The following is a 6,874-nucleotide window of genomic DNA, read 5'->3' on the forward strand; positions in this document are numbered from 1 at the left end:
TCCCTCCCCCCCCCCCCCCCCCCCCCCCCCCCCCCCCCCCCCCCCCCCCCCCCCCCCCCCCCCCCCCCCCCCCCCCCCCCCCCCCCCCACGGCGGTCTGCAATCAGGCGGATAGTGTGAAAAAACCGCGCCTCGCCCTGCAATCGGGGGGATAGTGCGAAGCGATTCTGGGGGTGCCCCGAGTATCCGCCGCAGCCGCAACAGGCATTTTGCCCGAGAGTCGCCGCAAATCGTGCCGAAGCGCCACGAAAAGGCTTCGCACTATCCCCCTGATTGCAGGGGACAAGCCCCGAATTACACACTATCCGCCTGATTGCAGGCGACGGCACGCCCGCCCCCTGGACACGGCGGCAGATTTCCTCCAACTGCCGTCGCTGTCCCGGCCAGGAGGTCTAGCGCGCTATACTGATGGCGTATGTGACGATTGATTCACGGAGAGGAACCTCATGTCAGAGACCCCCGTTCGCGTGCGCTTTGCGCCCTCCCCCACCGGAAAGCTCCACGTTGGCGGCGCGCGCACCGCAATCTACAACTGGGCCTTCGCCCGCGCCAACCACGGCACCTTCATCCTGCGCATCGACGACACCGACCCCGAGCGCTCCACCGAGGAGAACACCCAGATCATCCTGCGCGCCATGCGCTGGCTGGGCCTCGACTGGGACGAGGGCCCGGAGGTGGGCGGCGACTTCGGCCCCTACAAGCAGACCGAGCGCGCCCAGATGTATCGCGACGCCGCGCAGCGCCTGTGGGACGAGGGGAAGGCGTACCCCTGCTTCTGCACGCCCGAGCAGCTAGCCGCCGACCGCGAGGCCGCGCAGGCTCGCAAGGACCCCTTCCAGGGCTACCAGCGTCGCTGTCGCGACCTCTCCCGCGAGGAGGCTCAGGCGCGCATCGACGCCGGCGAGCCCTACGTCCTGCGCATCAAGGTGCCTGAGGACCGCGGCGACGTCGTCGTGCGCGACGCGGTCCACGGCGACGTGACCTTTGCGGCCCGCGAGCTCGACGACTTTGTCATCCAGCGCACCGACGGCACGCCCACCTACAACTTCGCCACCGTGGTGGACGACGCCGCGATGGGCATCACCCACGTCATCCGCGGCGACGACCACCTCTCCAACACGCCGCGCCAGGTCATCGTCTACGAGGCCCTGGGCGCGCCGGTTCCCACCTTCGCGCACATCTCCATGATCCTGGGCGCGGACGGCAAGAAGCTCTCCAAGCGCCACGGCGCGACCAACGTGGAGGAGTACCGCGACGCGGGCTACCTCTCCGACGCCTTCGTGAACTACCTCGCGCTTCTCGGCTGGTCGCTCGACGGCGAGACCACGATCATCCCGCGCGACGTGCTGGCGCGCGAGTTCTCGCTCGACCACGTGTCCAAGAACCCGGCGACCTTTGACCCCAAGAAGCTCGACTGGATCCAGGCGGAGTACATCCGCTCGATGAGCGACCAGGAGTTCGCCGACGAGGTCATGCTGCCGGAGCTCCACGAGGCCGGCGTCATCGGCAGCGACTTCGAGGCCGACGAGACCTGGGTGGATGCGCTCGCCGCCATCGTGAAGCCGCGCACGAAGTTCCCCGCGGACGTGGTCACGGTGACCGCCCCGGTCTTCGCCACCGCCGAGACCCTCTCCTATGACGAGAAGAGCGTGGCCAAGGGCCTCGCCAAGGAGGGCATGGGAGCGGTCCTGGACGCCGCGCGCGAGGCGCTGGCGGGGCTCGCCGCCTGGGAGGCCGCCGCGATCGACGCCGCGCTGGAGCCTTTGCCCGAGGCGCTCGACCTGAAGAAGCGCCTGGTCTTCCAGGCCGTTCGCGTGGCCGTGTGCGGCAATATGGTGTCACCGCCGCTCGGCGAGACGATGGCGCTCGTGGGTCGCGAGGACTGCCTCGCCCGCATCGACCGCGCCCGCGCGATGGCGCTGTAGGCCAAAGGGGACAGTCACTTTTGACTCATCGGGCGGGCCCCAGCTGGGGCCCGCCCGTTCTTCTCGCCGGACACGTGCGATCGGGTATTGCCGGAAACGCGAGATGCGCATGCGAGAAGGGCGCGAGGGGCACGCGCAACCTTGAGTCATGCGTCCCTGGGGACAGAAATCCCGGCCCGCGCATCCTTCTTGGCATGCGCGGGCCGGGATTGCCGGTAAACGGGGATGTGTGTGGCGCCGCCGCATCCGGGCGCGCCGGGGGCGAGAAGAGCCTACTGCTCGGTGCCCTCCCCTGCCGCGACGGCGTCGTCGGAGCCGGTGACTGCGGCCTCGATCATGGCGGTGAGGCCCGCGACCATCATGTCCACGCTCATGGACGCGGTGCCCTCGCCCATGGAGACGGCCTGCTCGGTGGCGTACGGCACGTGCACGAAGCCGCCGCGAACGCCGGGATGGCACGTCGCGAGGGTGTGCAGCAGGCGGTAGAGCACCTCGTTGCAGCAGAACGTGCCCGCCGTGTAGGAGACGGCGGCCGGCACGCCCGCGGCGCGCGCGGCGTCGGCCATCGCGAAGACGGGGACCGTGGCGAAGTAGGCGTCCGGGGCACCCTCCACGAGCGGGCCGACGGGCTGGTTGCCCTCGTTGTCCGGGATGCGGGCGTTCGCGAAGTTGATGCCCACGAACTCGGGCGTGATGTGGCTGCGCCCGCCTGCCTGGCCGATGCAGAGAACCACGTCGGGCTTCTCGGCGTCGATGGCGGCGTCCACGGCGGCGGCGTCCTTCTCAAAGACCACGGGGATCTGCACGGTGACCACGTCCGCGCCGGCGATCTTTGCCGGCAGGCGGCGCACCGCCTCGAGCGCGGGGTTGATGGTCGCGCCGCCAAAGGGCTCGAAGCCCGTCACCAGTACCTTCATGCGTATCGCTTCCTTCCAGGTCGGACGGTTTCCGTGCCATCCGCGTCAGGTTCGTTTGGCTCGACACGATGTCGAGCCAAACGAACCTGACGCCAGTGGCGCGCTAGAGGGCGGTCATGACGATCATGTAGACGATCTGCACGGCGAGCATGAACAGCGCGATGGGGACCTGCTTCTTGATGACGCCGTACTGGTCCTTCATCTCGAGGATGGCCACCGGCAGGATGTTGAAGTTGGCCGCCATGGGCGTCATGAGCGTGCCACAGAATCCGCAGGTGAGCGCCACCGAGCCGATGAGGGCGGGGTCGGCGCCGAGCGAGAGCACGAACGGCGCGCCGATGCCCACCGTGAGCACCGTGATGGCGCCGTAGGCGTTGCCCATGACCATGGTGAACACGGCCATGCCGATGGCGTAGACGATGATGCCCACCACGAGGTTGCCCTGCGGGATCACGCCGGAGACGATGTGGGAGATGACGTCGCCCACGCCGGCGGCGGTGAAGATGGAGCCGAGGGCGGCGAGCAGGATCGGCAGCATGGAGAGCGGGCCCACCGCGTCGAGCATGCGGCGCGTGTCGTTGAGGAACACCTTGGGCGTGTTCTTGTGCGAGAACGCGAAGAGCATGAGGCCGCCCACCACGACGCCGAAGGTGAGGCCGACGAGCGAGCTGATGTTGGTGAAGAGGGCGAAGATGAGCGCCATGACGCCCAGCGAGAGCGCGGGCACGAAGAGCTTCATGCCGATCTTCTCGTAGTTGCCCTCCATCTCCTCGGGCGTGGGCTCGTCGCCCGTGCCGCGGCCGACCTGCTTGCAGATGGCGGGGATGACCATGATGACGACCATCGCGCCGGCGACGGTGCTCGGCACCCAGCGGCCGACGATGAACAGCATGCCGCAGACCACCCAGAACAGGGCCGTGCCCATGCGCTTGGGATTGGTCTCGTCCTGCGCGTTGCGGATGCCCGCATAGACGGCGATGAGGCCCATGACGATGTAGGCGACCTCGAGGAGCTTGTCGGAGAGCGTCACGTCAGCGCTCTGGAAGAACTGGATGAACTCCGTCACTTTGCGTCACCGCCCTTCTCGGCGTCGGCGGGCGCGCCCTGGCCGGCGCCCTCGGCCTCGTCGGCGCCCTCCTCGTAGGAGGCCGACCCGGTGGCCTTGATGACGCGCGCGCGGCGCTTGGTGAGGCGACGGTCGATCACGTTGTAGTAGACGATCGCGGCAATCATGGCCACCACGGCCACGGGCACCTGCACCATGGCGAGGTCGAGCAGGCTCACGTCGTAGCCGAGGCCCGCGAGCGTGCCCTGGACGAGCAGGCCGCCCGAGCCGCCCACGAAGAGCACCTGGCCGAAGAACCAGGCGACGTTGTCGATGCCGGAGGACATGCCCTTGAGCTCCTCGAGGTGCTTCTCGCCGATCTTCTTGCCGTCGCGCTCCACGGCCGCCTGGGCCATGGGCATGATGACCGGGCGGATGAAGCCGGCCACGCCGCCGAAGTTGATGTTGAAGGCGGCAAAGAGGACGCGCACGACGCCGTAGGCGGAGATGATGATGCCCGACGTGGCGTTCTTGAGCTTGCGAATGAGCGCCGCCGCTGCCTGGCGCAGGCCGTTGCGCTCGAGCGTGCCCGTGAGCACGAACGTCATGATGAAGATGCACATGCTCCGGTTGGAGACGAAGCTCGTGCCGAGGGTGTCCAGGAACGCCACCGGGTCCATGCCGCCCACCACGGCGGTCGCGACGGCGGCCACCATGATGATGAGGATGGAGTCGAGCTTCAGCGCGAAGCCCGCCACGACGATGACGATTCCCAGGAGCTTGAGAAGCTCTGCGGGATCCATCGGTCCTCCTTACAGAGTGCTAATACGACGTACCTATCATAGGCAGCCCGGGCGCGGGACGAGAAGAACGTGAGCAATCGGTAACATCGTGGAGCGTGCGTGCCGCTGTGCCGGCGGCGCGCCTGCTATGCTAGTCACCGACGCACGCGCCCGGAAGGAGCCCCCATGGCAGCAAAGCCTCAGACCCTCGCCACGACCTCGGCCTTCGAGGTGCTCGGCCCCGTCATGGTGGGGCCCTCCTCGTCCCACACGGCCGGCGCGCTGCGCTGCGCCCGCGTGGCGGCCTCGCTCATGGGCGGCCGCGTCGCCCGCGTGCGCTTCACGCTGTGGAACTCCTTCGCGCACACCTATCGCGGCCACGGCACGGACCGCGCGCTCGTGGCCGGCGTGCTGGGGCTGGACACCGACGACGAGCGCATCCGCGACGCCTTCGACCTTGCGCGCGAGGCGGGCCTGGCCTTCGAGTTCGTCGAGGCAGGCGACGACACCTCCGTCCACCCCAACACCGTCGACATCGACCTCGAGGGTGAGGGAGGCGCGCGCTGCCAGGTGCGCGGCGAGAGCCTGGGCGGCGGCAAGATGCGCATCAGCCGCATCAACGGCGTGGGCGTGGACATCACGGGCGCCTACGCCACGCTCTTCGTCTCGCACAAAGACGCCCCCGGCATCCTCGCCTCCCTCACCCACCTGCTCGCGATGGCCGAGGTCAACATCGCCTTCTGCCGCACGTACCGCACCGAGCAGGGCGGCCGCGCGTACTCGGTCTTCGAGACGGACGGCGCGCCGGACGACTCGGTGCTGCCCATGATCCGCCGCATCCGCGACGTGAGCTTCGCCACCTTCATCTCGGTCCCGGGCTCGGTCTCCACGGTCTCCCCCGGCGTCACGGCCGCCGAGCTCTTCGACGACGGCGCGCAGCTCCTGGATGCCTGCGCCGAGCGGGGCCTCTCCATCGGCGGCGTGATGGCGCTGCGCGAGCGCGGCCTCACGGGAGAGGAGCGCGCCGAGGCGTCCATGCGCCGCGTGATCGAGGTCATGCGCGAGGAGACCACGGCGCCCATCGCCGCGCCGGCCCGCTCGCTCGGCGGCTTCATCGGCGGCGAGGCCCAGCTCCTGGATGCCGGCGCCGCGCGCTGGTCCGGCTCGCTCATGGGGCCGGTGCAGACCGACGCCGTGGCCCGCGCGATGGCCGTGCTCGAGCGCTCCGCCGCGATGGGCGTCATCGTGGCCGCCCCCACGGCGGGGTCGGCGGGCGTGGTGCCGGGCAGCGTCCTGGCCGTCGCGGACGCCGTGGGCGCGGGCGACGACGCCGTGGCGTCCGCCCTCTGGTGCGCGGCCGCCGTGGGCCTCAACATCCAGACGCACGCGTGCGTGGCCGGCGCCGAGGGCGGCTGCCAGGCCGAGGTGGGCTCCGCCGCCGCGATGGCGGCAGCGGCCGTGGTCGAGCTGCTCGGCGGCACGCCCGATCAGGCGCTCTGCGCGGCCTCGCTCGCGATCTCCAACCTGCTGGGGCTCGTCTGCGACCCGGTGGGCGGCCTCGTCGAGGTGCCCTGCCAGGCGAGAAACGCCATCGGCGTCGCGGCCGCAATCTCGTCCGCGCAGCTCGCGCTCTCCAGCGTGCGCTCGCTCGTACCGTTTGACGAGGTCGTCGCCGCCATGGCCGAGGTCGGCCACGCCCTGCCCTCGCGCCTTCGCGAGACCGCGCGCGGCGGCCTTGCCGCGACGCCCACGGCCCGCGCCGCATGCGCGGCGTGCGGGGCCTGCGGGCAGTAGCCAGCGGGTTGGCGCCGAGAGCGAGGTCCTTCTCGCCCGTTCTTCTCGGCCCCTCCCGGCGTTTGGTCACCTCCCCCTGGCGAGCATGCCCCGTGGCACGGAACCGCCCGAATCCGGCACGACTCCGTGCGCTGAGGCATGCTCGGCGAAAGCATGCGCCACGGCATGCTCGGGGCCACCGCTGGCGAGAAGAACCCGCTGCGCGAAGCTCGTGAGCATGCCCCCCGGCACAGAACGCCCGAGCATGCCCCGTGGCACGGAACCGCCCCTCGAACGCAAGGTTTCGGGTTATAGGACAAAATGTGTGTCTCGGCAGAACGCCTGTCCTAGTCCAGCCAGAAGGGGTACGGGTCCTTGTGGTGGAGCTCCTCCCACACGACCCGGTCGCCCCACTCCGGGCCCCCGTCGTCGC

General features: G+C 69.9%; 5 protein-coding genes. 2 read left to right on the plus strand and 3 right to left on the minus strand.

Features of this window, described 5'->3' with window-relative positions; genetic code table 11:
- Window positions 1–445 precede the first annotated feature (445 nt).
- Complete coding sequence (gene gltX / locus ACULPM_RS07340; RefSeq protein ID WP_445332289.1) at window positions 446–1,924, plus strand: glutamate--tRNA ligase; 1,479 nt, start codon at window positions 446–448, stop codon at window positions 1,922–1,924.
- Window positions 1,925–2,196: 272 nt separating this feature from the next.
- Here the strand turns inward: gltX and pcp are convergent, their stop codons facing one another.
- The 3 genes from pcp to ACULPM_RS07355 all read right to left on the minus strand — a co-directional run bounded on the left by pcp (window position 2,197) and on the right by ACULPM_RS07355 (window position 4,689).
- Entirely contained in the window at window positions 2,197–2,841 is a 645-nt protein-coding gene (pcp, locus tag ACULPM_RS07345) for a pyroglutamyl-peptidase I (RefSeq protein WP_445332290.1), read from the minus strand.
- Between the two features lie 103 nt (window positions 2,842–2,944).
- Window positions 2,945–3,907: a DUF979 domain-containing protein gene (locus ACULPM_RS07350; RefSeq protein ID WP_445332291.1), complete on the minus strand. Its 963-nt coding sequence runs from the start codon at window positions 3,905–3,907 to the stop codon at window positions 2,945–2,947.
- Window positions 3,904–4,689 (minus strand): DUF969 domain-containing protein, encoded by a 786-nt coding sequence (locus tag ACULPM_RS07355; protein WP_445332292.1) that lies wholly within the window; start codon window positions 4,687–4,689, stop codon window positions 3,904–3,906. Before ACULPM_RS07355 ends, ACULPM_RS07350 begins: the two co-directional genes overlap by 4 nt.
- Before the next feature lie 165 nt (window positions 4,690–4,854).
- On the opposite strand from ACULPM_RS07355, the gene sdaAA reads away from it, so the two are divergent.
- The gene (gene sdaAA / locus ACULPM_RS07360; RefSeq protein WP_445332293.1) at window positions 4,855–6,462 is read left to right on the plus strand and encodes an L-serine ammonia-lyase, iron-sulfur-dependent, subunit alpha; all 1,608 of its coding nucleotides are present in this window, start codon (window positions 4,855–4,857) and stop codon (window positions 6,460–6,462) included.
- Window positions 6,463–6,874: the final 412 nt, after the last annotated feature.

The sequence above is a fragment of the Thermophilibacter sp. ZX-H3 genome (genome assembly GCF_052599055.1).